Source organism: Thermogemmatispora aurantia, from assembly GCF_008974285.1.
GTDB lineage: Bacteria > Chloroflexota > Ktedonobacteria > Ktedonobacterales > Ktedonobacteraceae > Thermogemmatispora > Thermogemmatispora aurantia.
The window spans coordinates 272,324-296,169 of the sequence record NZ_BKZV01000002.1 but is presented as its reverse complement, the minus strand read 5'-3'; the positions used below and the strand labels follow the sequence as shown (position 1 = coordinate 296,169).

Sequence of the window (23,846 nt, the reverse complement as noted above, 5' to 3'; positions counted from 1 at the left end):
CGACGGTCGGCCAGGCTAGCCTGGGTACTAGTTACCCCAACGGACGAGGGGCCGAGCGGAGAAAGATGGCACGAGGACGCGCCGGCTCGATTCCTGCCGCGCGCGTCCTCTTTGTTAGGGGACTCCTGGAAAGGGGGAGAGCAAGAAGATAATAAAAACCCTGTGAAGAGGTCGTCTTCCCTGCCTGCGAACTGCTAGCTGGGGTGCAGCTGATGGGTGAGCAGGCTAGGGGCGCTTGAGATGGTCTGAACGGCTCGTTCGCTAGCGGGCGCTCAGGCCAAACTGACCGGGAAACTGCAGCGAGTTAAGCACTGCCTGGATGAACTTCTCGCCACAGGGGCGACAGAAGAGGCCGCCATCGTTGTGGTAGAGGCCGCCAATGGCCGTGAGCTGCCGCTCCGCCGGCTCACCGCACCATTCACAGCGGCTGCCCCTGGGGGCAGAATCCACAGAAACAGGCTGATGGAACTCATTCTTTGACATCGCTTGTCCTCCTGGACCGTGTCGGGCAGACACGTCACTGCTACGCATCGTTCCTTGCATGAAGGGGAAAGATTGACAAGAAGCAGTAGATTGCTGAACCGAAACAAAAGGGACGGACCCGTATCGGTGGTCAACAGCATGTGGCGAATGGAGCCGGGGAAGCCGCCAGGGTAGGCATCAGAGGAGCCGCCGCGGAGGCCACCACGGTACCAGGAATACCACAGCGATCAATCGGTACCACAGTGATACGGAGCCGGTCAACGACGATACGCACTGTGCGTCATTGCCCGAGCGCTGGAGCGGCTTTGCTCAGCTTGCTGGCAAGGAAGACGGTCCACTGCCTGGCGTCTCACCTCTGTCTGGTGGGCGCAGTGGAGCCGAGAGATCCTTGTAGTTAGAAACAACTATACCACAAATTGTCGCCGGACGCTAGTCTCCTTGCTAGCCTCGTGCCAGCCCCATCGCCTGCCTGGAGGTAGACGACTGACCTGCGGCCTTCTTGCCCACCCACCATAGCAGAGCCTGGATGACGATTGACCGGGGGCAGTTCCACGCTTCGCGATGAGGGCAGGGCAGAAGCGGGAGGCAGGAGCAAGCGGATGAGCAGCTAAGGGATAGCAAGAGGCCTGATCAGGTCTGCGGTGGCTGCTCCTCTTCAAGCGCTGGGAAGCGCGAAGAAAGGCGATCGCCGATAATCCAGCCCACTCCCCCCAGTACGACCGTTAGGCCGAACCAGATCACCAGATCCAGATTGATATTCACGTTAAAGCTGGTCGCCAACACCGCCGCGAGAATCAGGCCGATCGTTAGCCCGAGAGTTGTCCCCACTAAGCAACCGGGATGGGCGAGATTGCGACCCCGTAGCTTGTTCAACATATTCCGTCCCTACGCCTACCGATCTTTTGCAATCTTTTGATGCTCTGTTGATACTTTCCTCATACCTGCCTGGTAGCCTCTCCGATGATAGCGCGTGACTGGCTTTGCGTCAAGGGCTGGGGCCTTGCTCGCCTGGCCCGCTCTGCTCTAGCGGCCCCAGGGTTGACAAGGTGCGATCCTCTACAGTAGTATAGTAACAACGGATGTACTCGACATTGTTGATAGACAAAATCAACAAAGCGGGCAGCGTAAAAGGTGGAAGCGGAAGAACAAAGCGTGCATGCGGCGATGGTGCCAGAGGGGACCGGACCGAGCCGGGCTTGGCCAGGCGTTGGTTCGGTCCCCTCTGTGCCCACGTCGGAGGCGCTGACCGCAGACAGCCCAGTCCTGACTTGTTATGACCGGTCGTCATGACATCATGTTCACTGTAGCCCATGCCCACGAGAGACTCGGCTGAGCAGGGCCAGAAAGGTGGAGAAACATAAAGATGGACCTTCTCGTCAGCTGTATCTCAACCAAGCACTCGACTCTCAAAAAGCATTGGGCCGATACCGGCCAGCAGCTCACTTGCCCATTGACAGTGCGGGGCAGCTTGCAGAAGCCCAACGAAGACCTGGGCGGACTCCTCTGTCTGGTTGTCGATGGAAGAATTGAGCGCACGTTGCCGCTCAGTATGGCGGCGGGTATGGTTCCCGCCGACGAGGGCATCCTGGTGACCACCGCCACCAGCATTCACGAGGTTGATCCGCAGCTGCGTGAGCTACGCCGTGATGTGATCTCGCTGCCCCTCTTCAATGCGCTGCATTCCATCTCTCGCAGCGCGCGTGGCTATTTGCTTGCCAGCACAGGTCTTGACCTGGTGGTGGAGGTCAGCCGCAAGGGTGAGGTCCTATGGCAATGGTGGGCCACCGATCATGGCTTCACCCATACTCCAACTGGAACCCTGCGGCAGCTTGACAAAACGCGTGACCATCGTCAGGAGAAGTACGGCACGCTCAGTCAGACGACCCATGTCAACGCCGTTGCCGAGCATCCCACAGGAACTGTGCTGGCCTCGCTCTTCCATCAAGGGATGGTGATTGCCATCGATCGCCAGAGCGGCGAATGGCAGCCAGTGCTCGAAGGGCTGGATCATCCTCACTCTGTGCGCATCCTCGATGACGAGCACTTCACTGTGGCCGATACCGTTGGCGGGCGGGCACTGCTGGCCCGGCTCACCCATCCGGGTGGCAGGGCTACCATCGAGACTGTGGTCGAGGCCGGCACCGACTGGCTGCAGGACTGCAGCTATGAGCCGCGCTCTCAGACCTGGGTGCTGGTCGATGGGAAAACCTCGCGTGTGGTCCTGCGTGCGGGCAGCAGCGGTACCGCCGAGCTGACCACGATCCAATTCGATCCTGAGTGGCGCCTCTACGAGGCCCTGATACTACAAGAGGTCGCGCGCGAGTCTCAGCCATCGCTCATGGGGGTCAGGGCGCAATCGTGAGGCCCTGTGCTGGTGCCGCAGCCCTGCTCTGGTGATAGCGGTGGTCTTCCCGATTCGCCAACGTAGGCATCTGTTCATAGAAAGTAAGAAGAAGGGAAAAGAAGGAGATAGCAGAATATAATGGAAAAGAATGGCAATAGCGGCTTTACACTCTGGTTTACCGGTCTCTCTGGAGCTGGCAAGAGCACCCTGGCCCGTGCAGTTGAGCAGCGCTTACGGGCGCGAGGGCGCAATGTCGAGGTACTGGATGGCGATGAGGTACGTACCCATCTGAGCAAGGGCCTGGGTTTCAGTCGCGAGGACCGCGATACCAACATTAAGCGCATTGCCTTTGTCTGCAAGCTGTTGACGCGTAACGGCGTGATCTGTATTTCGGCGGCCATTTCGCCCTATCGCGAGGCGCGCGAGTGGGCGCGGCGTGAGATTGGGCGCTTTGTGGAAATCTATGTCAAGTGTCCGCTGGAGGTCTGTCGTGCGCGCGACGTCAAGGGTCTCTATCGCCTCGTCGACGAGGGCAAGATCAAAAACTTCACCGGGGTGGATGACCCCTATGAGGAGCCGGAGCAACCCGAGCTAGTCATCGAAACGGACCGCGAAACGCTGGAGGAGAGCGTGGCGCGCATCTTTGCTCGCCTGGTCGAGCTGGGCTATCTGGAGTCAGAGTTTGTAGAGGAGGCAGTCCCGGCGGGGCGCTCTGGCGAGAGCCTGGCCTCCTGACCCTCAGAAAGCAGTGCAGCGCAGCACCCTGCGACTGGCCCGGCCTGCTCCCCCGGAGGGCGCACGTCAGGAGCGATGGGCGCCGGGCCGCGCTGGCAGGTAGAGAAGAGGATGGCGATCTGGCAAGAAAGTAAAAGTAGAGAAAAAGGAGTAGTAGGAGAGACAGCAGATGTCAGAGGATGGATTGATTGCCCCTCATGGGGGCAAGTTGGTCATAAATCTTGCGGACGAGCGTGAGGGTCAGGAGCTGAGCGAGCGCGTGCGCCAGTTGCCGCAGGTACCGGTTGGGGTACGCGAGCTGGCAGACCTGGAGATGCTCGCTGTAGGAGCCTACAGTCCCCTGTGCGGTTTCATGACGCGGGCCGACTATGAGAGCGTCGTCGAGGAGATGCATCTCAGCAACGGCCTCCCCTGGACCATTCCCATTACCCTGGCTACTGATCAGGAACGGGCGGCCACCCTCAAAGAAGGTAGCGAGGTGGCACTCGTTGACGGACGGGGTGTACCGCAGGCTGTTCTGACCCTCGAAGAAAAGTATCGCTATGACAGGCAGCACGAGGCACGGCGCGTCTACCGCACCGATGACGAGGCGCACCCCGGCGTCAAAGCTCTCTACCAGCAGGGCGACGTTCTCCTTGGAGGACGCGTGCGTGTCCTGACCTTGCCAGAACAGACCTTCGCCGCCTATCGCTACACTCCGCTGCAGGCGCGACGCCTCTTCCAGGAGCGTGGTTGGCGACGCGTGGTCGGTTTCCAGACGCGCAATCCCGTCCATCGAGCCCATGAATATATTCAGAAATGTGCCCTCGAAATCGTCGATGGCCTCTATCTGCATCCGCTGGTCGGCGTCACCAAAGATGATGACATTCCCGCCACTGTGCGCATGCGCTGCTATGAAGTGCTGCTAGAGCACTATTATCCTGCCGACCGTGTGATTCTCGGAGTGTTGCCTGCGGCCATGCGCTACGCTGGTCCACGCGAGGCGGTCTTTCACGCAATCTTGCGCAAGAACTACGGCTGTTCTCATTTCATTGTAGGGCGTGATCATGCCGGCGTCGGCAATTACTATGGAACCTACGACGCCCACCATATCTTTGCCGAATTTGATGCAAAGCTGCTCGGAATCACGCCGCTGTTCTTCGACCATACCTTCTATTGCCGTGCCTGTGAGGGCATGGCCTCGACAAAGACCTGTCCCCATGACAGCAGCCAGCATGTCATTCTCAGCGGCACCAAAGTGCGCCAGATGCTGCGCGCTGGCGAGATGCCGCCACACGAATTCACGCGCCCCGAAGTGGCGCGCATTCTCATCGAGGCTATGCGCGAGCGCAACGGGGAAAGCGCAAGCCGCTAGGGCGCAAGTCGGCGCCGTGCTTCCTGGTTGCCTCGCTGGTCTGGACCCGCCTGAACCCGGGTTGATCAGGCGAGAGTGGGGCATCGCGTTGATCGCCATCTGACCGGTCGCTGGGCCAGCAGGTCGCTAGCTGGGCGAAATGATCGCACAGGGATGCGCTCAGGTACAAGAAGATGGAGAAGAGAGATGTTAGCAGCGAGATCTGACACGGATGCACACAGCAAGCTGCCATCGCTGCGGCGCTTTCTGACGCTGGAGATCGCCGTTCACGGCGCTCGCCTGATTCTGGCTGAGCTGGCGCTGGCCAGCGGCGGCTACGCTCTGGCTGGCCTCTGGTTTCTCGGGCGAGCGGCGGAGCTGCGTCCGACTCTTTCCCACGATGTAGCCTTGGGCAGCGGAAGCTTTTTTCTGGGGGTGGCTCTGAATGAACTGGCGCTGCTGGTCCATGCTCTCCTGATTGTGGCTCAACGCCGGTGGAGAGGCCGGGCCACGCTGGAGCAACCAGGAGGCCAGCAGGCGTTGCTGCTGCTCGCCCTTCTCTCGCTGCTTCCTCTGGCGATGCCCTTGCTGATCTCTCGCGAGGAGAGGCGAAGGGCCGCTCGGCCTGCCGCCAGGTTGATCGGTAGAGGAGACAAAGCGACAACCCTACAAGAGGTCCCTGGAGCGCCAGGCGCTGGATCTTGCTGATGGGAAAGAAGCAGCGTGCCTGTCTGTCTGCCTATCAGAGCAGGGCCGCCAGCCGGCATAGTCTCAGGTAGCCGTGGTATCGAGCGTTGGTTGAGTTACCTGTGTGGGAGGTATATTGATGGATTTTCGTATATCGCTTGCAGGGCTGATGGTCGGTTTTCTCATTGGCCTCACCGGCATGGGGGGAGGCTCGCTGCTAGCCCCCATCATGATTCTGCTCTTCCGTGTTCCCCCGTTATGGGCTGTGACCTCGGATGTGACCTACTCGGCCATCACCAAGGGCTTTGGCACCATCATCCATGCGCGTCAGCATCAGATCAACTTCCGCGCCGCGCTCTGTCTTGCCTGTGGAAGCGTGCCGGCCATTCTCGTGAGTGTCTTTCTTGTACAATACGTACGCGCCCACTATGGTCATCTGATTAATACCATTCTGCTCCATGCCATTGGTTACACCCTGGTGCTGGTGGCCGTCCTTTTGCTGGCGCGACCCTATCTCTTGCGCTATGCTGAGCGGTTGGCGAGTAAACGCAAGAAGGCGGCCCTGGAAACGGGTGAGAGTGACAATCCAGGTGAAGGGAAGGAAGGGAATCCTTCCTGGTACCGGCGGCTGCTGCTGATTCTGGCTGGGGCCTTTGTCGGCTTCCTGGTAGGTCTCACCTCCGTCGGCAGCGGGACCCTGATTATCGTGACTCTGGCCTTCCTCTATCCCGAATTGGGACCAAAGAAGCTCGTTGGCACCGACATCTTCCAGGCCTTTCTCCTCTTGCTGGCCGGTATGGTTGGCTATCTCAGCTCCGGTTCCATCAACTGGGAAATCGTCGGCCTGCTCCTGCTTGGCTCGCTGCCCGGCGTCTACATTGGCAGTAAGCTCAGTAAATTCATCCCCGATCAAGTGCTCAACCCAGTGCTGGCCGTCGTTCTGGCGGTCTCAGGTTTGAAACTGATCTAAAGGCGGACAGAGCGAACAACGGCCCTGGCCTGCCGCGGACATGACGTAGAGGACCCAGGGAAAGGAGGGAGGCGGGCTTGCTCTCCGGCCTCGCTGTGGGCGAGGTCATGAAGCCGGAGGAGCGACAGCGCCTCCCTTGATGCTGGTCTGTCGGTGCTCGCGTCTTTCCTGACTGAGCCTCTTCTCCTGTAGGGCAGTCTCCCCCTCACTCATCGACCCTGTTGACCGCGGATGGACCTGACAAACAGGCTGGCTTGCTGCTGGTCTTCATCCAGGCTGGCGGCTGAGCGCTGCCGCTGAGATTGGCAAAGCGGGCATTACCAGATGCGCACAATCTGGGCGAAAGCAAGAGAATGAGGTACAATACATCATAGCTTGCATACGTAGCAGATATCCCACTCTTGCCAACGGGAGGCAGCATGAAAGCCGCAGTCTTTCACCAAACCGGTGGCCTGGAGGTCTTACAAATCGAAGAGGTACCCTACCCGGTGCCTGGTCCCCAGGACGTCATTGTCAAAGTTCGGGCCTGTGGGGTAAATCATCTTGACTTGCATTCGCGCCGTGGGAGGACCAGGGTAGCCCCCATGCCGCATATTTGTGGTTCAGAGATCGCTGGCGAGATTGATGCCCTGGGGGACGCCGTCAGCGGGCTGAGCGTAGGTCAGCGGGTGGCAGTGGCGCCATACCTCTTCTGTGGCCGCTGCGAGTATTGCCGCTCGGGCGAGGAAGTGCTCTGTCTCAACGGTGACATCATTGGTCTGGCCAGTCAAGGAGGCTTTGCCGAGTATGTGCGTGTGCCTGCCTCCAGCGTCATTCCTTTGCCGGAGGGTCTCGACTTCGTCTCGGCGGCGGCGGTGACCCTTTCAACCATCACTGCCTGGCATATGCTTACCGTCCGGGCCCCGCTCCTGCCGGGCCAAGATGTGCTCGTCCAGGCCGCTGGCAGTGGTGTTGGCAGCGCAGCTATTCAGATCGCCAAGCTTTGCGGGGCGCGGGTCATCGCCACTGCTGGCTCTGACGAAAAGCTAGAGCGGGCGCGCGCCTTAGGAGCCGACGAGGTTATCAACTATCGGACGACTGACCTGGTACAGGAGGTTCGACGCCTGACCAATAAGCGGGGCGTTGATGTTGTTGTTGATCACATCGGCAAGGATACCTGGGGGCAATCTATTGCCTGCCTCGCCCGCAAAGGGCGCCTGGTGACCTGCGGCTCGACCAGCGGCGATGTGGCCGAAACGAATGTCTGGCTGCTTTTCATCAAAGAGATCGCTCTCATTGGCTCCTATGGAGGCACACGCCACGACCTGGCCGAAGTGCTCAAGCTGGTGGCCCGAGGACAGCTCAAACCAGTGGTTCATGGCACCTATCCCCTGAGCGCCATCGCCGAGGCCCAGCGTCTCATGGAAGAGCGCCAGCAGTTTGGCAAACTCATCATTCTGCCCAACGACTGAGCAAGAGCGCGAGGGACACCAGCGCGAGCGGGGGAAGTAAGGAGGTAGATGAGATTCTCACCTGCCCCAGGAGAAGGTAAGAAAGCAGAGCAGAAGGGAGCAGTGTCATGACACAGACAACCGGTGAGGCGAGCAGCCGTCCCATCGAAATCGTCGATCAGCCAGAGGAGGAGCAGCAGGACCAGCGACTGACCGTCATCCTGGTCCTGGCGGTCACGGTCATCAGTGCCCTGATCACCTTCCTCATCGTGCGCCGATTACTGGGCGAGCACGAGAGCTGAAGCTATCTCCTCACCAGCCAGGCTGCCGGTTGCTCAATAGCCTGCCAAAGCCTGCGAGGGAGATCTGTCCCGGGGGACAGCGAGCGGGCAGCCAGAAGGGAAAAAGACTGGCTGCCCGCTGCGGCTCAGGCTGAGGGGGGAAGAGCAAGGCCTCTTGAGGCCAGCGGCAGGCTGCTCCTGTCTTGCTCAAAACTCCTCATAGCCATGTTCCAGCAAAGGCCGCAGCTCGCTCCCTGTTGAAAGGCCGACAACGCGTGGGGCTCGTACCAGGCGTAAATGGCCGCGGGCCTGGATCAGATAGACGATTGCCTCGGGCCGATAGTAGCGGCGGGCGATCAGCTCGTAGACATCCTCCCAAGGCTGGTAGCGACCGCCTGGCAGCTCAATCAGTTGAATGATCCCCTCCCAGGGACGGGGACCGACGTACTCGAAATAGACGCGAGTTCCGACTGTGTAGGTCGGGCGAGGGAGGCGGTGCGGCTCCACCTCGGGTGGCCAGTCGCAAGGCTGAAGGCCGCGGAGAGGTTGCCAGCGATTCGCTTCCGGCAGCCAGCGCAGCGTTGGGAGAATCAGCTCCTCGCTCACTGAGCGCTGCGTCCTCCATCCACGGCCAGCACCTGACCGGTGATATAGCTCGCCGCCTCGGAAGCCAGGAAGAGCACGACCGGAGCCAGCTCACCCGGGCGTCCAATACGGCCCATGGGGGTCGTGCTTGCGATATAGCTCTCGGCTTGCTCCAGCACCGCCTCCGTCATTCGTGTGCGGAACATGCCGGGGGCCACCGCGTTGACGCGCACTCCGCGTCCGCTCCACTCCACCGCCAGCGAGCGTGTCAGATTGATCACCGCGGCCTTGCTGGCGTTATAGCCCACTGTCCGCAGCTGCTCGCCACTCAGACCGGCGATCGAAGCCACATTAATGATCGAACCTTTGTGGCGCTCCAGCATATGGCGCCCAACCGCCTGAGACATCAAGAACGTCCCTGTCACATTAGTCTCCAGCACCTGGCGCCAGCGTTCCAGGGGCATCTCTTCGGCGGGCGCACCCCAGGTTTGGCCGGCGTTGTTGACCAGCACATCGATCTTCCCATAGAGGGCCAGACTTTGGCGGACCAGAGTCTCGACTGCCTCGGCCTCAGCTACATTGCAGAGGTGAGCAGAGACGGTGATCCCCTGTTCCTTCAAGTGGCGCTCTGCCTCCGCGAGCCACTGCTCGCGGCGAGCCGTTATGATCACTGTTGCGCCGGCCTGGCCAAAGGCCTCGGCGATCTCGAGGCCGAGGCCACGAGATCCGCCGGTAATCAGCGCCACCTCACCGCTGAAGTCGAAGCGAACCTGTCCCATAGAGAGCCTCCTCGTCGTGAGAACTTCGTGCTGACTTGCTGGCTTGTCCATCTGCTTGTCTGCAGCCAGGCGGGGCTGTCGGCAGGAAGCGAGCGAGCCAGCCAGCCAGCCAATCAGCCAGAGAGAACAGGGCCAGTTGAGCGGGACGGGCCAGTCAGGGAAGCATGCTATCGACCGGTGCAGAAAGTGGAGGACAGGCGATAGCCGAGCATATAGTCTGTCAGGAACAGCAAAGCGCGGACGGCCCGATCTGCTTTCGCCGCCCGCGCCTGCCACTCTGGGTCAGCGCAGAGAGCAAGTGAATCAGGCCAGCTGGCCGATCAAGCTGCTCCTCTCTTTCCCTTTCCTTCCTCATGCCCGCCTTACGCCTGGCTGGGAGAGGCTCACAGCTCCTCCAGGGCCTCCGTGGGAGGCTCATCGGCGTGGCCATCCTCCAGCGGCTCGGCCTCGCCGCCGCGGAACGACAGCATATTACTGCGAATCTGCTCCTCCAGAGCCTGGGCCACATCCGTATTCTGGCGAAGGAACTCCTTCGCATTCTCGCGACCCTGACCGAGGCGGATATCGCCCACAGTGAACCAGGCGCCGCTCTTTTTCACCAGGCCCATCTCCAGGCCCAGGTCGAGCAGGCCGCCCTCGCGAGAAATACCCTCGCTATACATAATATCGAATTCAGCCACCTTAAAGGGAGGAGCCACCTTATTCTTCACCACGCGCACGCGTGTACGGCGCCCGACCACCTCCTGGCCCACCTTGATGGTATCCGTTGAGCGGATATCCAGGCGGACCGAGGCATAGAATTTCAGTGCGCGGCCACCGGAGGTTGTTTCTGGGTTGCCGAACATCACTCCCACCTTCTCGCGCAGCTGGTTCGTAAAGATGATCGCGGCGTTTGAATTCGTAATCGCCGACGTCAGCTTGCGCATGGCCTGGCTCATCAGGCGGGCCTGGAGGCCGACATGAGAATCGCCCATCTCGCCCTCGATCTCGGCGCGGGGGGTCAGAGCGGCCACTGAATCCACCACCACCACGTCCACGGCCCCACTGCGTACCAGGGCATCGAGAATCTCCAGGGCCTGCTCGCCCGAATCCGGCTGGGAGATCAACAGATTAGCGATATCCACTCCGCAGCGAGCGGCGTAGGCGGGGTCGAGCGAATGCTCCGCATCGATAAAAGCCGCATAGCCTCCGGCGCGCTGAGCGTTAGCGATGATGTGCAAACAGAGCGTCGTTTTCCCCGAGGACTCCGGGCCGTAGATCTCTGTAATGCGACCGCGAGGCACGCCGCCCACGCCGATCGCCAGGTCGAGGGCAATGGACCCTGTTGGGATCGCCTCCACCTGAGCGTTGGCCGCCTCGCCCAGGCGCATGATGGCCCCTTTCCCAAAGCGGCGCTCGATCTGCTGGACAGCCTGCTCAAGCGCACGCTCCCGCTCACTGGCCGGGGCGCTACTATTCGTGCCCGAAGCGATATTTATCTTCTCTTTCCTGGTCATCATAGTGCCACCTTTCGTGCTATATCCAACCACAGCGGACCGATGCCCCTGCCATGTGAGAGGTAATCGCGGGCAGCATCGGATGACCTCCTGCTGTTCTCGCTCTCACAGAATATCTTCCCTCGTGAGGGTCAGAAAGCGGAAGAGGCGGCTTCCTTCCCTCGGCGATCTGAGCAATCTCTCTTGCTGCGTTGCTCGTGTGCTCGTTCACTGGTCCCTGGCTTCGTTTGCTGGCTCTGGCTGGTTCCAGGTTCTGGCGAGCTAGGAGGAGCAAGGTCAGCATGAGTGTAGAACATCTGTCAAAGAAAGTCAACAAGCGAGCGGAACGGAAGGTGTTAATGTGCTTCAGGCGCCGAGATCGAGGCGTCCCTCAATTGAGCGGCGCAGGGTGCCCTCATCGGCGTATTCCAGGTCGCCCCCGATGGGCAGGCCACGGGCCAGGCTCGTGATCTTCAATTGGCGCGGGGCCAGCTCTGACTTCAGCTCTCTGAGGCGAGAGACAAGGTAATTAGCCGTGTACTCGCCTTCGAAATTGGGGTTAGTGGCCAGTACGATCTCGTGAATCTCCTCGTGTCTGACGCGTTCGAGCAACTCTTTGATGCGCAGGTTATCAGGCCCGATACCTTCCAGAGGAGAGAGCGCGCCATGCAGCACATGGTAGAGGCCTTTGTAGGCGCCGGTGCGTTCCAGTGCCAGCACATCCAGCGGCTCTTCGACCACGCAGACCAGCTGGCGATCGCGCTGGGGGTCCTGGCAGATGCTGCATGGATCGTGCTCCGTGATATTGAAGCAGCGCGAGCAATAAATGATGCTCTCCTTGACACGCAAAATGGCCTCGGCCAGTCGGCGCGCCTGATCGGCGGGGCTGCGCAGCACATAAAAGGTCAGACGCTGCGCGGTTTTGATGCCGATGCCCGGTAGCTTCGAGAACTCTTCGATGAGGGCCGCAACAGGGGGAGCCAGCTCGCTCATAGCCTAGAACAACCCTGGAATCTTGATGCCGCCTGTGATCGTGGTGAACATCTTTTGTTGAGCCTCGGCCACTTTGCTGAAAGCATCCTTGGCTGCTGCCAGCAGCATCGTTTCCAGCTCACCGATGTCTTCAGGATTGACCGCCTCGGGATCGATTTTGATGGCGGTAATCTCGTAGTTGCCCTTCATCGTGATTGTCACTGCGCCGCCTCCTGCGCTCCCGCTAAACTGACTCTGCTCCAGTTCCTCCTGCAATTTCTGAAGGCGCTGCTGAGCCTTCATGATCTCTCGCATGTTCATAAGAGAAGCTCCTCACTCGCTTTTTTCAAGATCAATGTCGACGATCTCTGCGTTGAAGGTTTTGATGACCTCCTGCACTCGCGGATCGCTGCTTGCCTTCTCGCGCAATACAGCCGGCGGTGGCGCAGAGCCATTGCTCTGGGGCCGAGGCTTGCTGGTCGCTGGGGCGGCGTGCTGAGGTTGGTTCTCGGCACTGGCTGAAGACCAGCTGGAAGCAGGAGGCTCGGATTGCTGGGTCGATGGCCCCTTCTGCTCAACAGGCAGTTCCTCAGCCTCGGGCCTGCCACCTCTATCATTTTCTGTCACTATGCCATTTCTGGCAAGGGGGGAGGAGGGGGCAGGAGCCTCAGCGCCGCTGGCCGTAGGTAAAGGCTCCTCGGTTCCAGCTTCGGCGGCCTCTGCCGCCTGCAGGGTGCTGTCAGGGCCAGGGTTGGCGATGGCGGAGGTCGAGGGATCACGGCGCAGTACGGCTCGTCCAAAGAGGGACGAGCCGGTGGGCTGGCCTGGAGGCAAGAGACGCACCAGGCATTTGATGCCAAATTGCAGCTCCAGGGCCTGCTCTACCGGCTTATGACGGTTGCCCTGGTTCAGAAAATCAAAGTGCGGTTGGTGCTCGGCCTGGATGACTACCACAGGCGGGCCGCCATGCTGCTCGACATCCACCACGTGGAAGTCCTGGAGACAGGAGGCGGCTTTGTGATTTTTCTGGCTCACGCGGCGCCGAATCGTTTCCCAGGCCTGTTGCACCTGCTGCAGCGTCAGCGTTCCTCCGCTGGTTGGGGTTGCGGCTGAGGAGGCACCAGAAGGCGGGCGGGCGCCGGAGCCTGGGCGGCTGGCCGTGGTGGCTGAGGCTGGGGTGGAGACGGGCGTCGCCGCTCCCGCTGGAGTGGCTGTTCCTATAGTACTGGAAGCAGGTGGAGTAGACGGGCCAGCCTCGGAGCGGGGGCGTCCTCCACTGGTCGGCGCCGGGCGGAGGGGCGGTAGGAAAGGCCGCAAAGGAACGGTCTCGTCGCGCTCCTCTCCGCTGCGTCCTGAAGCGGGAGCTGGTGGTGCCGGGCGCGCAGCGGGGGAAGTAGTGGCGGGTGTCGCACTTTGCCAGGAGGGGCCGGTGGCTGGCAGGGGAATCTCACCTGACTGGGTCCGGCGGCGCAGCTCCAGGCACTCCAGAAAAGCCAGTTCCAGAGCCAGCTGAGGTGTTCCCACGCCCTTCTGAAGCAGCTCATTCTGGGCACAAATCCGGGCAAAACCCGTCAATTCCTCCAGCGAGAAATGGCCTGCCAGCTCCTGGATCTGGCGGATCTCCTCATCGCTGCGATCCAGAATCTCAGGTAAGGAGGCTCCGGCGCGAGCCAGCATGAGAGCGCGCCAGTACTCTACCAGCTGGGTGTTGACCTGACGCAGATCGGCCCCATCCTCAGCCAGCTGATGGATCAAGTGCAGGCCCGTCGCGCTCTCCCCTGCCGCCACAGCCTGTACCAGCTTCTCGATAGCCTGCGGATCGGCTACGCCTAGCATGGCCTGAACCTGGGCCAGGCTTACCCGCTCCCCTGAGTAAGCGATCGCCTGATCCAGCAGGCTCAGGGCGTCGCGCATGCCCCCGGAAGCGGCACGGGCGATCAGCTCAGCGGCTCCTTTTTCCAGCGTTACCCCTTCCTGGCTGGCGATATAGTGCAGATGGTCTACAATCTGTCGGGTCGTAAAGCGCTTGAAATAGAAGCACTGGCAGCGCGAGATCACCGTGGCTGGCATCTTATGCATATCAGTAGTCGCCAGCACAAAGATCGCATGCTCTGGCGGCTCCTCCAGCGTCTTCAGCAGGGCATTGAAGGCCTCCGTTGTCAGCATATGGGCCTCGTCGAGGACATAGACCTTATACCTGCCGGAGGTGGGACGCACCATCACCTTCTCGCGCAGCTCGCGGATATTATCGATGCCGCGATTCGAGGCGGCATCGATCTCAATCACATCGAAGGAAGTACCGGCGGTAATCTCGCGGCACTGCTGGCACTCATTGCAAGGCTCGCCGTTGCGGGGCTGCTGGCAATTGATCGTTTTCGCGAGCAGACGGGCGGTTGTTGTTTTGCCAGTGCCGCGCGGGCCGGTAAACAGATAGGCATGGGCCAGCTTGCCGCTGCTGAGCGCGTGCTTGAGCGTCTCGACAACGGCCTCCTGGCCAACCATCTGCTCGAAGGTCTGCGAACGCCACTTGCGATAAAGAGCCTGTGAACTCATAGGGATGCACTCTTCTCTCCTGGCTGACTGCTGGCGCATGGACGGACGGGACAGACGGACAGGCGGGAAGCAGGGCAGGAACCGGTCTGCCGCTTGCCTGGGGCTGGTGGCGCTGGCGCTGTTTCTCGTCAGAGGGCCAGCCTGCTCAGCCGGGTGGCCTGCCTATCCTGTCGTGTCGTGTCGCATCGCATCGCGCCGGCAGGGGCAGCGTGCCGCGGAGCGGTGCCTGCTATGCCGCCGGGCGTGGGACAGAACGGATGCGCGTGTGAGGCAGACAGAGGCGCTGGACAGATAGAAAACCGGCTTTCGCCCGGCCCTGCCGCTCAGCGCAATCAGGCAACCCTGCGACGCCCAGAGAGGTCCATTTACCGTTGCTTCCTCACGGACCTGGCGGGGTTCACAGACATCTGCCGCGCAGGACCCAATTGCGCCGAGCGACAGGGCGGGGAGAAAACCGGTCTGTTCCGCTCGTTCTCTCTTACAGGATCTGCCTTCGCGGACCAGGGCTTATTGTACACCTGTCCCAGGTCTCTTGTCAAGATTGATGGTGGGTTACGTCACGACATAGGAGGCGTAACTCTTGCCGCTCGTGAGATGATTCTCCCTGTGAGCGCTGGTTGCCCTGTGTCTGTGTCGGCTTGCTTGCTGTTCAGTCCAGGCGCGAGCTGACTGATCTTACAGCGTAACTTCACCATGACTCTATGGAAAATAAGACGATCTTCTTGTACAATGAAAGATATTGGAATCAAGGATGTCTCGTCTGCGCTGACCCGCTGCCGGGCCAGCCTGCTGCTGCGTACTGCTGCGAGGCTGCGGAGGTCCTACTATGGGAGATCAGGGAAGCGTATCCTGCGGGTCGTCTACCTCTGCCCTTTCACTTCGCTCTGTCCTCTGCTATGCTCAGGAAGATAAGAAGTTCGCCAGCCGGTTGATCAAGCACCTCTCGGCGAACCAGATCAGCGTGAGCGATCTCCCTAAAGAGTTGCCGGCTGGCCATGACCGGCAAGCTGAGTTGCAGCGGCGCATCGGGGAGGCGAACCTCGTCATTGTCTTGGTCGGTCCCGACTTTCTGCAAGATCATCGCTTTGAACTGCAGCTGATCGAGGAGCGCTTGCCGGCGAACGACTGGAGATTTATCCCCATACTGGCCAGAGAAGTTCCTCGTCAAGGCATACCGCTGCTCGAACGTTGCCAGCTCTTGCCACGCTCTGAGAAGGCGCTGGCCTCTCTGGAAGCGTCTCAGCGTGATAAGGTGCTCAAAGAAATCTCCAATGAGATCAAGAAAACCTCCGATGAGATCGAGATGCTGATCAAGCGCGGGCCAGCGCGTCAGTCGCTCCAAGATGGGGTATCGGAGGTTGCTCGTGAAGAAAAATCGGCACCGGTGCCTGTCTTGCCTCACGAGCAGACGGTTGCCGCAGAAGGCAGATCTGGGGCTATAGCTGGGATACAACCAGCCCTGCCTGTGGAGAGAAAGAAGCGCTGGAGGCAGTTCGCCACCTGGAAGGTAGTGACTCTGTTAGCTCTCTTCTTCTGCGTTCTCTGCGTCTCTATCGGCATCGGCTATCTGGCTCTGCGTACCTCTAGTCCGGCAACTGAGATCCGCACGGGCCACACTGCTACGACGATTGCAGCCTGCAGCCAGGCAGGTATGCCTGGCGCAGTGGGGCTGACTACAGAGCTGGTAGCTGGCGATTGTGTCGGAATCAGCGTCGGACAATCGATCTTCGACCAGGGAAATGGTCTGACAATCAGCGCCAAGCTGCAGGCGGCGGCCCTGCTCAGGGCAGGCCGTATCAGCCAGGCTCGGACCTACTTTCAACTGGCTCGCAGGACTGATCCCACGGATGCCGAAGCCGGTATCTATGATGAGGACCTGCTCTACTTCTCTCAGCCGCACCTCTCCCTGCTGGTGGGAGTTCATTTCTCGCATCGAGGGGATCTCTACGCGCAGCAAGATGCGCTTCAAAGTCGAGCTATTCTACAGGGGGCGTTCGTCTATCAAAAGGAGTATAACAGAGATCAAGAGCATCGAATGAAGCTGGTCCTCCTCATCGATAATACTGGCTATAGCACTGAGACAGCTCTGGAAGCTGCCAGGCTGACTCAGAAGTGCCTCCAGGCGCAAGGACTGAATGCTCTGGCGTTGATTGGCTGGCCATTCGGACTGGCAGGGGATGATGTGGTGCAGGAGGGTATGAGCAGCGATCTACAGAAGCTGCTGTCGAATATGCCGGTTCCCATCGTCGCTTCGGTTCCGACGGATCTGAGCGGCCTGCTCCCTAACTTCTTCAGTGTTGTGCCCTCGCTCCAAAGCGAAGCCGCCGCTATCGTGGCCTATATGCAGCATATTGGAGCACGTAATCCTGATGTCATCTATGATGAAAATCTGCCTTCTGCCCAGGCCCTGGCGCATGATCTGCAGAGCTTCACCAATCGTCAGCAGCAAGTCTATCCTTCCCAGGCGTACACCGGTGACTCTGCCACGGGGATACAAGACAGCCTGAAGTTCATCACGCGAATGAACGATGCCCTTATCTTTATCGGTGCGGCCCCCAGCGCTGTCATTTTGCAGAAAGCCCTTGCCTCTCAGCGGTATTCTCATCTGGTCGTCCTGGGGACAGACATCCTCTATCATTATGTTGATCTCCTCTCGTCTACGGATCGCGCAGCCCTGGTCGGACTGCATTTTCTGAGCTTTGCCTACCCCGATGAATATGGTTACTTCCTGCCGGACAAGCCGCCGCCGGCTTTCTTTGCAGACTATCTCAGTGAATTCAGCCCGCCGGGACAGAGCGAAGGACCGATCACCTATGGCAAAAGTCGCGAGGAGAGCGAGGTGATCCTGGCCTATGATGCATTCACCGTTGTCTTCACCGCCTTTCAGAGGGCCAGGCCCGGGGCCACACTCCTGCAAGGGCTGGAGAGCATCGCCCCGGCTCAGCCGGTGCAGGGAATCAGTGGTCAGATCGCCTTCGGCCCCGATGGCTATCCCATCGATAAAGCTGTGCTCGTGCTCAAAATTGTCCCTGGATCGTCTCCCGCTCAGCCCGGCCCCTATACCGAGCAGGAAATGCTCATCAGTGGGCGCTATAGCTGATCCTTCCAGGAGCTAAGCCATGAGACAATTGCCGCCGCTGCCGGGTCTGGGCGCTAAGCTAGAGCAAGGCTGGAGTCGACGCCAGGTTTTGGCCATGCTAGCTGGGGGAACGTGGTCCCTGCTCTCCTCGTGCATCTCCAGCAACGTTTCTCAGCCGATCATGGACACCTGCGTCTCCCAGATGGCCCTCTGCTCGCCGACGAGCGTAGTCGGCTCCTCCTCACCCACGCAGATCTTCTGGTATGCCGAACCGGACCCGAAAGGGATCTTTAAAACGCTGGTAGACACTTTCAACGCGTTAGGCTTCGGCGTGCAGGTCACCTTAGCGGCTCAAGGAAGCAGCACCGACGCCTATCACCAGTGGCTGCGTCAGCAGCTCAAAGCGGGTCGAGAGACTCCGCAGATCTTCTCGCTCGATATCATCTATACTGCCGAATTTGCAGAGCAGCACTGGCTCGTTTCTCTCGATGAGCTGCTTTGCCAGAGCGATAGCGAGCAGTACCTGCAGACGGCTCTCACCGCTGCCAGCTATCCTACCAGCGAGGGGCGGCTGTGGGCCTTGCCTCTTCATAGCGATGTGGGCCTGCTCTTCTGCCGCAGCGATATTCCCTATGCTGCGGGCGAAAGCCTGCCGCCCTCATCCTGGAAACAGCTCAGCGCGATGGCGCGCGAGGCGCAAGCCAAACAGTCAGTCACTGGCGTTCTACCAGGCTGGGGTTATCTTTGGCAGGACGCCCGCTATGAAGGGCTGGTCTGCAATGCTCTGGAAGTCTTTTCAGGCTACGGTGCTCAACTGCTCGCTGAGGACAGTGGCCAGCAAGACAAGCGGCCAACCTATCAGGTGATTGTTGAGCACTATCGAGATCAATTAGAGCAAGCCTTGGGGGACATGGTCTCATGGGTCCAGGGTCCGGGCGCCATTACCCCGCTGCAGTCCCTGGAGAGCACTGGGGGCATGTGGGGGCTGGATGAGCCGTTGACGATCGCCCACTTCAATCAAGGGATTGCGGCCTTCATGCGCAACTGGCCTTATGCCTACAACCAGCTCGATATCCGTGGGCTGGGATCGCAGGCTCATACCCAGCGGGTAGCTGTCTATCCCCTACCAGGGGCAACCCGTCCCTGTATCGGCGGCTGGCAGGTCGCTATCAATGCTCATGCCTCGCCGCGAGAGCGAGCTGCCGCCCTGACCTTTGCTCGCTGGCTACTGTGCGATTCCGCCCAAAAAGCCCTGGCCGGCAGCCAGAACTACCTGCCGGTCCTGAAGGAGATCTATAATGATCCGGGGCTGCAAGCTAATGTTCCCTTCTACAGCGGCCTGTGGCAGATGATTGAAGAGAGGGGACAGTTACGTCCGCGCCTGGCGCAGTACGCGCAATTTTCCAGCGCCGTTCAGGCGGCAGTCTACAGCGCCTTGCTGGGAGAGCGTCACCCTGCCGAGGCTATTACCCAATTGGGGCAGCAGCTCCACGCCCTGCTAGGCTAGAGGGCCGGGCTGCCATAGATGGGAGAGGGGCCCGAATCGGAGGCGGGCGGAGCGCGGCCTGCCTTCTCCCCGGACTGCAGCCGGTCGGGTCGACAGGGGGCAGGTGCTCCGCGTAGCCTCAGAATTAGAGATACTTCTCGATCAGCAGGCGGTATTTTTCGCGCACCGCCTCGGGGATCACGGTGCGGTCGGTAATGATAGCCGAAGCCAGCGCCTGGGAGCAATCGCAGCTCACCATGCTGCGGTCGGCAGGGATCTTGCTGACCAGGCGGCGCAAAATGCGCTGCGCATTCGTCACATTAGCGTTCAAATTCTGCACCACCAGCTCCACCGAGACCGACTCTTCACTCTCATGCCAGCAATCGTAGTCGGTCACACAGGCCAGGGTCGCATAGCACAGCTCGGCCTCGCGGGCCAGCTTGGCCTCGGGCAGGGCTGTCATGCCGATAATGTCCATGCCCCAGCTGCGGTAAGCCAGAGACTCCGCCTTCGTTGAGAAGAGCGGTCCCTCGATGCAGACATAGGTCCCACCCTCGTGTACGCGCACATCGCCGAGTTCGCGGGCGGTCTCCAGCAGGAGCCGGCTCAGGGTGGGACAGAACGGCTCAGCGAAGGTGCAATGAACTACCAGGCCGCCCTCGAAGAAGGAGTTCACACGGCTCTTCGTGCGATCGAAGAGCTGGTTGGGAACGACCAGATCACGGGGGGCAATGTGCTCGCGCAAGCTGCCGACGGCGCTCACCGAGATCACCCATTGCACGCCCAGGCTCTTCAAGGCCCAGATATTAGCGCGGACCGGAATCTCGGTAGGGCTGAGGCGGTGACCCCGTCCGTGGCGCGGCAGGAAGGCCACTGGCACCCCTTCCAGTTTGCCGATGGTAATCACATCGCTGGGGGCGCCAAAGGGTGTCTCTACCGCCACCTCCTCCAGATCAGTCATCCCCTCCATGCGGTACAGCCCGCTGCCGCCAATCACCCCAATGGTTGCCTGTGGCATAGCGATCGCATTCCTCCTTGCTGGCAGAAATCATCAAGTCGGGTGTGGGCCTCGCAGCGCTGCCAAGGCTGTGCTGCGAGGCCCACCTGCTTCGAGCATTCTCAAGACTGGACTGAAGAAGAAGAAGGCGAAGTAATGCGCAGATAGCGCAGCTTGCCAACTTTGAGTACGGCGCCCTCACTGGGAGGCACCATGAAATCGGGCGTCTCGATCTTTTGGACCTCGCTGGTAGCGCCGTGGGGGAAGAAGCTCACGCCTCCCTGCTGGATCAGGCGACGGGCCTCGTTGCGGCTGGGAACGAGCCTGGCCTCCACCAGGAGGGTGACAATATTGACCGGCTCCGTCAGCGGATAGAGAGGCATCTCTTCCGGTAGCTGCCGCTGGGAGAACTGGCGAATAAAAGCTTCCTCCGCTGCCTGAGCGGCCTCGGGACCGTGGAACTCGCTCACGATTTCACGAGCCATGCGGCGCTTGACCACCATTGGATTAAGTGTCCCCTCGGCCATCTTGCGGCTCATCTCTTCCAACTCCTCGTCGGGGACATCGGTCAGCGTCTCAAAGTAGCTCCTCATCGCGTGATCGGGCAGCGACATCAGCTTGCCGTACATATCGTTGGGTGGGGCCGTCAGGGCAATATAGTTATTCAGCGATTTGCCCATCTTCAGCTGGCCATCCAGCCCCACGATCAGTTGCACCGTGAGAATCTGCTGCGGTGGCTGGCCAAAGATTGGCTGCAGCTCACGCCCCACCAGCAAATTAAAGGTCTGATCGGTACCGCCGATCTCCACATCGGCACGCAGCGCCACTGAATCGTAGCCCTGCAAGAGTGGATACATCAATTCTGACAGATAGATCTCGATGCCGCTGTGGAAACGCTTGGCAAAATCGTCGCGGGCCAGCATCTGCGCCACCGTCTTGTAGCTGAGCAGGCGCATGACATCGGCCAGGGTGAACTGATCGAACCATTCGCTCTGCCAGCGTACCTCGGTCTGCTCGCGATCAACGATGCGGTAGAACTGGTCGAGATAAGTAGCGGCATTGGCCTTGACCTGCTCGGCGCTCAGTGGCTTACGCGCGTTCTCTCGTCCGCTCGGATCGCCCAGGCGGGCTGTCCAGTCGCCGATCACCACCACGGCCTTGTGGCCCAGGCGCTGAAACTGGCGTAACTTGCGGAAGACCACCGCATGACCGATGGTCAACTCATAGTGACTGGGATCAACGCCAAGTTTGACCCGCAGTGGCTCCCCGCGGTTGCCTTCCAGCAGCAGGCGCCGTAGCTCTTCCTCTTTCTCCACCAGCACCACCCCGCGCTTCAGCACCCGCTCGATCTCAGCTGGCTCTGGTGAGTGCTTCACCGTCACGTCTTCTGCACCCTTCCTCTTCTGACTGATTTGGTGAGATGAGATGGCTTGCGTATTGCCTGCATTGTAACAGAAAGCGAGGGTGGCGTCGAGAGGTTGAGCTTGATAGGATCATTATCAACTTTTCTAACAGAATTCTTATAGATTGCAAACGTTGCTCTAATACAAGGCACGCTATACTCTAAGGCGAGAGACAGGCCCAGCCTGATGGCCGAAGGAATGGGCCTGTCAGCAGCGACGGACGAAGATGATGTGAGCGAGAGAGGCCGCAAGTTCTCGGAGACAGAAGCATTGTGTGATCTGTTAGCTGGTAAGACAGCAAAGTTAATGCAAGAAGTATAATTAATGAAGGAGGTGTTGGTAGTTCTATGCCAGATCTGACCCGCTACAACCCCTTCCAGGAGATGATTTCGCTGCGCGAAGCGATGGATCGCCTCTTTGAGGAGAGCTTCATTTCGCCGCGCAACCTCTTGAGCCGGGGTGTTGCCTCGAACCTCTACGAGACAAAAGATGACTTCATCCTGCAGATTCCCATGCCGGGTGTCAAGCCGGAGGAAGTGGAGATCACCGCGCAGCAAGACACAATCTCTGTCAAGTGGGAGACAAAGCCGGTAGCGCCGGAGAACGCGACGGTCCACTGGCGCAACTTCGGTGAGGGGCAGTATCAGCAATCGTTCACGCTGCCTGCGCCGATCAATCCCGATCGAGCCGAGGCCCACTATCAGAACGGCATCCTAACCCTGCGCCTGCCCAAGGCCGAGCAGGCCCGCACGCGCACCGTCAAAGTCAACACCCGCTAAAGCGGGACGAAGGAAGCGGCGACACTGCGAGGCTGGCCCGCTAGCTCCGTCCCTGGCCATGCTGTGAGTTTCAACTGGGGATGAGAGCCTCCAAAGGAGCGGGCCAGCCTTGTGGTCTGGCCTGGCCTGCCAGATCTGCCCAGGTCTGGCCGTACCGCTCCCTCCTGATATTCTCCAAGCCGCGGGGGTAGGCGCGACTGGCGAGCATCAAGCCGGCCTGGCCTATGATCGTTGCTCTGGCTCGCGTTCGCGGCCACCGCGGCCCTCCACGGCCTCCCCCGAGGCGGGGGGTTCCCTCCCGCTCACTTCCTCTTCCTCAGCGCTCTGCCGCAGGCGATTTCGCGCATGAATAATGTGGTAAAGAATAATGAGCTGTGTCAGCGCCAGCGGGTCGCTCTGGCGCAGCACATTCCCCACGTAGAAGCGCCCGAGCATACTCAGGCGCTCTGGTCGCAGGTGGTTGATCTCCTGCATATGGGCCCAGATACAATTTTCCAGCTCACAGGCCTTCTGATGGCTGATGTCGCCGTCGATCTCCAGTACATCGCGCAGCACCCCGTCGTAGACCTCCTCCACCAGGCGCAAGGCGGGCTTACGTCCATTGTGGGAAGCCTCCAGCACATCTGAGAGATCGATCTTGGGGGCATGCTTCGCCTCGATCAGGCGCACGTCGAGATGGGCCAGATCGCGTGTACGGTAATACAGGCTTCCACGGTAGAAACGAACAATGATATCGGCGAAGCGCTTTTGCGGCTGAATATAGAGGCGACTATCGCGGCGGCGCAGCGCGATCTGCTCCCGCACCTGCTCAACGGTGTAGCCGCGAGAAGTGCTATCACGCATAATCTTCCACTGTTGCTGGAGGGCGGCCTCGGGGTCGAGATAAATACGCACATGAGCGAGGCGGCGCAGCTCGGGCGTAAAGAGCGCATGGAGGCCGTGGACGAAAATAATCTCCGCCGGCTTCACCTCCTCGGGCGGGCCAAAGGTGCCTGTGCGGTGATCGTAGACCGGCTTCAGGATCGTCTCACCGCGCGCCAGGCGCTGCAGGTGCTCTGTCATCAGCGGAAAATTATTGGCGCACGGGTGAAGGGCGGTGATGCCGGCGCGCATGCGTGCCGCGCGATCCAAGGTGTGATAGTCATCGAGGCAAATATGCGTCACGGAATCCTGGCCGAAAAGCTGGACCATTCCATCGGTCAGAGTGCTCTTCCCTGAGCCGCTATCGCCGCAGACCGCGACAATGAGAGGCTTGTGAGCTGTCTTCTGTCTCTCCATGAGTTAGCCACTGATTAGCAGACAAGCAGGCAAGAAGAGTCGGGGTACTGCTGCCTGGCATCTGCGTGCTCTGAACACCATCCGTTCCACCTCGCCGGAAGCGAACCTTTCCCAAGGGTTCGCTGGTTAAAAGTATAGCATATCTCGCCTATCTCGCGGCCAGCCTGCCCTTCCCAGGCGCATCACTCTGGAAGAAG

The 23,846-nt window shown here is 60.1% G+C and carries 21 protein-coding genes and 1 other RNA gene; 10 read left to right on the top strand and 12 right to left on the bottom strand.

All coding sequences use genetic code 11. From position 1 onward, the window contains the following. Positions 1 to 261 precede the first annotated feature (261 nt). Together KTAU_RS07980 and KTAU_RS07975 are read right to left on the bottom strand one after the other, a co-directional pair. A complete protein-coding gene (locus KTAU_RS07980) occupies positions 262 to 483 on the bottom strand; it encodes a hypothetical protein (RefSeq protein ID WP_151727882.1) in 222 nt (73 codons plus the stop codon). A 630-nt stretch (positions 484 to 1,113) separates the two neighbouring features. Beyond that, positions 1,114 to 1,359, bottom strand: a complete 246-nt coding sequence (locus tag KTAU_RS07975; protein ID WP_151727881.1) for a hypothetical protein — start codon at positions 1,357 to 1,359, stop codon at positions 1,114 to 1,116. Between the two features lie 487 nt (positions 1,360 to 1,846). Here KTAU_RS07975 and KTAU_RS07970 point away from each other — a divergent pair, with 487 nt between their 5' ends. The 7 genes from KTAU_RS07970 (at position 1,847) to KTAU_RS21520 (ending at position 8,284) form a co-directional block, all read left to right on the top strand. Then, positions 1,847 to 2,845 carry an aryl-sulfate sulfotransferase gene (locus KTAU_RS07970; RefSeq protein WP_151727880.1) on the top strand — a complete coding sequence of 333 codons (999 nt, stop codon included), beginning with the start codon at positions 1,847 to 1,849 and terminating at the stop codon, positions 2,843 to 2,845. Between the two features lie 120 nt (positions 2,846 to 2,965). Beyond that, positions 2,966 to 3,562: an adenylyl-sulfate kinase gene (gene cysC, locus KTAU_RS07965; protein ID WP_151727879.1), complete on the top strand. Its 597-nt coding sequence runs from the start codon at positions 2,966 to 2,968 to the stop codon at positions 3,560 to 3,562. Positions 3,563 to 3,731: 169 nt separating this feature from the next. Continuing rightward, on the top strand, positions 3,732 to 4,916 hold the full coding sequence (sat, locus tag KTAU_RS07960) for a sulfate adenylyltransferase (RefSeq protein ID WP_151727878.1): 1,185 nt from the start codon (positions 3,732 to 3,734) through the stop codon (positions 4,914 to 4,916). Positions 4,917 to 5,102: 186 nt separating this feature from the next. After that, positions 5,103 to 5,603 carry a hypothetical protein gene (locus tag KTAU_RS07955; RefSeq protein ID WP_151727877.1) on the top strand — a complete coding sequence of 167 codons (501 nt, stop codon included), beginning with the start codon at positions 5,103 to 5,105 and terminating at the stop codon, positions 5,601 to 5,603. A gap of 118 nt (positions 5,604 to 5,721) precedes the next feature. Beyond that, positions 5,722 to 6,552, top strand: coding sequence for a sulfite exporter TauE/SafE family protein (locus KTAU_RS07950; RefSeq protein WP_151727876.1), 831 nt, complete (start codon positions 5,722 to 5,724; stop codon positions 6,550 to 6,552). Between the two features lie 419 nt (positions 6,553 to 6,971). Then, positions 6,972 to 8,003 (top strand): zinc-binding dehydrogenase, encoded by a 1,032-nt coding sequence (locus KTAU_RS07945; RefSeq protein WP_151727875.1) that lies wholly within the window; start codon positions 6,972 to 6,974, stop codon positions 8,001 to 8,003. Positions 8,004 to 8,110: 107 nt separating this feature from the next. Further along, the gene (locus KTAU_RS21520; RefSeq protein ID WP_170293149.1) at positions 8,111 to 8,284 is read left to right on the top strand and encodes a hypothetical protein; all 174 of its coding nucleotides are present in this window, start codon (positions 8,111 to 8,113) and stop codon (positions 8,282 to 8,284) included. A gap of 186 nt (positions 8,285 to 8,470) precedes the next feature. Here the strand turns inward: KTAU_RS21520 and KTAU_RS07940 are convergent, their stop codons facing one another. The 7 genes from KTAU_RS07940 to ffs all read right to left on the bottom strand — a co-directional run bounded on the left by KTAU_RS07940 (position 8,471) and on the right by ffs (position 15,054). Next, on the bottom strand, positions 8,471 to 8,869 hold the full coding sequence (locus KTAU_RS07940) for a hypothetical protein (RefSeq protein ID WP_151727874.1): 399 nt from the start codon (positions 8,867 to 8,869) through the stop codon (positions 8,471 to 8,473). Next, the gene (locus KTAU_RS07935; protein ID WP_151727873.1) at positions 8,866 to 9,627 is read right to left on the bottom strand and encodes a glucose 1-dehydrogenase; all 762 of its coding nucleotides are present in this window, start codon (positions 9,625 to 9,627) and stop codon (positions 8,866 to 8,868) included. Before KTAU_RS07935 ends, KTAU_RS07940 begins: the two co-directional genes overlap by 4 nt. 383 nt (positions 9,628 to 10,010) lie before the next feature. Beyond that, positions 10,011 to 11,123, bottom strand: a complete 1,113-nt coding sequence (recA, locus tag KTAU_RS07930; protein ID WP_228026383.1) for a recombinase RecA — start codon at positions 11,121 to 11,123, stop codon at positions 10,011 to 10,013. Positions 11,124 to 11,468: 345 nt separating this feature from the next. Beyond that, positions 11,469 to 12,095 (bottom strand): recombination mediator RecR, encoded by a 627-nt coding sequence (recR, locus tag KTAU_RS07925; protein ID WP_151727872.1) that lies wholly within the window; start codon positions 12,093 to 12,095, stop codon positions 11,469 to 11,471. A 3-nt stretch (positions 12,096 to 12,098) separates the two neighbouring features. Then, on the bottom strand, positions 12,099 to 12,395 hold the full coding sequence (locus KTAU_RS07920; protein ID WP_151727871.1) for a YbaB/EbfC family nucleoid-associated protein: 297 nt from the start codon (positions 12,393 to 12,395) through the stop codon (positions 12,099 to 12,101). 12 nt (positions 12,396 to 12,407) lie between these two features. After that, positions 12,408 to 14,627 (bottom strand): DNA polymerase III subunit gamma/tau, encoded by a 2,220-nt coding sequence (gene dnaX, locus KTAU_RS07915; RefSeq protein ID WP_170293147.1) that lies wholly within the window; start codon positions 14,625 to 14,627, stop codon positions 12,408 to 12,410. A 327-nt stretch (positions 14,628 to 14,954) separates the two neighbouring features. Next, positions 14,955 to 15,054: signal recognition particle sRNA small type (gene ffs, locus KTAU_RS07910), an RNA gene on the bottom strand. Between the two features lie 399 nt (positions 15,055 to 15,453). On the opposite strand from ffs, the gene KTAU_RS07905 reads away from it, so the two are divergent. Both KTAU_RS07905 and KTAU_RS07900 read left to right on the top strand, forming a co-directional pair. After that, a complete protein-coding gene (locus KTAU_RS07905; RefSeq protein ID WP_151727869.1) occupies positions 15,454 to 17,727 on the top strand; it encodes a TIR domain-containing protein in 2,274 nt (757 codons plus the stop codon). A gap of 19 nt (positions 17,728 to 17,746) precedes the next feature. Then, positions 17,747 to 19,213 carry an extracellular solute-binding protein gene (locus KTAU_RS07900; protein ID WP_151727868.1) on the top strand — a complete coding sequence of 489 codons (1,467 nt, stop codon included), beginning with the start codon at positions 17,747 to 17,749 and terminating at the stop codon, positions 19,211 to 19,213. Positions 19,214 to 19,337: 124 nt separating this feature from the next. On the opposite strand, the gene mtnP is transcribed toward KTAU_RS07900, so the two are convergent. After that, a complete protein-coding gene (gene mtnP / locus KTAU_RS07895) occupies positions 19,338 to 20,210 on the bottom strand; it encodes an S-methyl-5'-thioadenosine phosphorylase (protein WP_151727867.1) in 873 nt (290 codons plus the stop codon). A gap of 101 nt (positions 20,211 to 20,311) precedes the next feature. Further along, the gene (gene tyrS, locus KTAU_RS07890) at positions 20,312 to 21,565 is read right to left on the bottom strand and encodes a tyrosine--tRNA ligase (protein ID WP_223258447.1); all 1,254 of its coding nucleotides are present in this window, start codon (positions 21,563 to 21,565) and stop codon (positions 20,312 to 20,314) included. A 374-nt stretch (positions 21,566 to 21,939) separates the two neighbouring features. Here tyrS and KTAU_RS07885 point away from each other — a divergent pair, with 374 nt between their 5' ends. Further along, positions 21,940 to 22,371: an Hsp20/alpha crystallin family protein gene (locus tag KTAU_RS07885; RefSeq protein ID WP_151727866.1), complete on the top strand. Its 432-nt coding sequence runs from the start codon at positions 21,940 to 21,942 to the stop codon at positions 22,369 to 22,371. Positions 22,372 to 22,593: 222 nt separating this feature from the next. Here KTAU_RS07885 and KTAU_RS07880 read toward each other — a convergent pair whose 3' ends face one another. Beyond that, positions 22,594 to 23,649, bottom strand: coding sequence for a phosphoribulokinase (locus KTAU_RS07880; RefSeq protein ID WP_151727865.1), 1,056 nt, complete (start codon positions 23,647 to 23,649; stop codon positions 22,594 to 22,596). Positions 23,650 to 23,846 lie beyond the last annotated feature (197 nt).